This window comes from Polynucleobacter sp. 39-46-10, assembly GCF_002282275.1.
Genome location: NZ_NCJB01000355.1, coordinates 1 through 2231, shown reverse-complemented (window position 1 = coordinate 2231; position 2231 = coordinate 1). Strand labels below are relative to the sequence as shown.

The following is a 2231-nucleotide window of genomic DNA, read 5'->3' as shown; positions in this document are numbered from 1 at the left end:
TAATTTCTAAATTTGGAAATAAAACTGATAATGCGAGACGATTTTGCAACTGAACTTGCATTACAAATTGATTTAAATCGTTTTTAAGGCCCTCTCGCGCGTTTTCAGGCGAAAGAGTGACTGAAGTTATTTTCCATGCAGCAAAATCGCTTACAGAGCGATTTACGCACCTTAGTGCGCGACACAATTGCTCATCCAATTTCTGTAAAAGAGAAAAAGCGCTGCTTGCTATCGGAGAAGAGCTGCCATCGACACGTGTTGCTAATGCCGGCAACAAAGAATTTCTAGAAAGATGCTCACCAAAAATAATGAGCAAGATTAAAAATAGGCTTAGAAGAATTAATTTAAGACTTTTTTTTTGAACCGGCACAGAGGTATCTGTGTTTTTGCTGGTCAAATTTGCTGTATTGCCCATTTCAGGAAGGGTGCCGTGCAAACAGACCCAACCTTCACTTTCTTTCCAGACGGAAAGGTTTAACCATTGGCCATAGGTGGCAATGACTTCTTCTGCTTGACGAGCTAGCACCCCAGACAACACAATTTTTCCACCCGGACGCATTTTATTTACCAAGGCTGGGGCTAAAACTTGTAGCGGATTGGCCAAAATATTAGCCATGACGATGTCGTATTTAGTTTCTGCAGCAAGTTCTGGCGCATTTTCATTGGGCAGAACAAAACGAATCACCGTATTGTTGATTTCTGCATTGCTACGTGCCGCAACCATGGCTTGTGGATCAATGTCGGTTCCAACAACGGGATTGCAGCCCAGTTTTGCAGCAGCGATTGCCAGAATTCCAGATCCGCAACCGTAATCCAAGAGACTTTGGTTTTGTAGTTGTGTATTTTGTTCCAACCAAAGAAGGCAGAGATGGGTTGTTGGGTGACTGCCAGTGCCAAATGCTAGGCCTGGATCTACCGCTAAACAAATTGCATTCGGGTCAGTAGGCGCATCATGCCAGGAAGGTACTACCCAAATACGCTCGCCAATTTGAATTGGGGTAAATTGGCTCTGGGTTAAGCGGACCCAGTCCTGCTCCTCAACAATCTTTTGTTCTGGCGCGGGAAGATTGAATCCCGCTTCCTTGAGCGATGCGAGGAGCTCAGGAATGAAATTCACCGCTCCTGAGTCGTCTAACTCAGGATTAAACAGCGCGGTGACTGAAGAGCGATCCCAGGCTTGAACCTCTGGTGAGAGTCCTGGTTCTCCATAAAGCGGGTTTTCATCATAGCCACCCGCAGCATCATCTTCAACGGTGACAGAGAGTGCACCCACTTCCAGCAATGCATCACCCAAAGGTTCAGCAATTTCTGCAGGTACCGTGAAAACAAGTTCACGATAAGACATGCTTACTCCAAATCAACATCACTTGACGGCGGCTTAGGGCTTGCCGCGACTGGCGGCTTGCTCTTCTAGGCGGTGCTCCAGATAGTGAATGCTGGTTCCGCCTTCTATAAAGTTTGGATCGAGCATGAGTTCGCGATGGAGTGGCACATTAGTCGTAATCCCATCAATCACCATCTCAGAAAGCGCAATCTGCATACGACGAATCGCTTGTTCGCGAGTATTGCCGTAAGAAATCAATTTACCAATCATCGAATCGTAATTGGATGGCACTACATAGCCACTGTAGGCATGTGAGTCAACACGAATGCCGGGGCCACCTGGCATATGGAATGAACCAATTTTGCCTGGGCTTGGAGTGAACTTGAATGGATCTTCTGCGTTGAGACGGCATTCGATAGCGTGACCACGGAAAACGATATCTTTCTGGCGATAGCTGAGTTTTAAGCCAGCAGCGATGCGAATTTGTTCCTGAACAATATCCACGCCAGTAATCATTTCAGTAACTGGATGCTCAACTTGAACACGGGTATTCATCTCAATGAAGAAGAATTCGCCGTCTTCATACAAGAATTCAAAAGTACCAGCACCGCGATAACCAATTTTTCTACAAGCTTCTGCACAGCGTTCGCCAATCTTAGCAATTAAGCGGCGATCAATGCCAGGTGCTGGAGCTTCTTCAATGACTTTTTGATGGCGACGTTGCATCGAGCAATCACGCTCACCTAACCAAATGGCATTTCCATGGGTATCGGCCAAAATCTGAATCTCTACGTGGCGAGGTTTTTCTAAAAACTTCTCCATATAGACTTCTGGGTTGCCGAAAGCGCGACCAGCTTCTTCTTTGGTCATATTGACTGCATTCAGAAGAGCGGCTTCGGTATGTACT

General features: G+C 46.1%; 2 pseudogenes. Both read right to left on the bottom strand.

Going from position 1 to position 2231, the window contains the following annotated elements:
* Positions 1–424 precede the first annotated feature (424 nt).
* A pseudogene (gene prmA, locus B7X71_RS15575) lies at positions 425–1345 on the bottom strand (50S ribosomal protein L11 methyltransferase); the annotation flags it as partial.
* A 33-nt stretch (positions 1346–1378) separates the two neighbouring features.
* Positions 1379–2231 (bottom strand): annotated as a pseudogene (locus B7X71_RS15570) (acetyl-CoA carboxylase biotin carboxylase subunit); the annotation flags it as partial.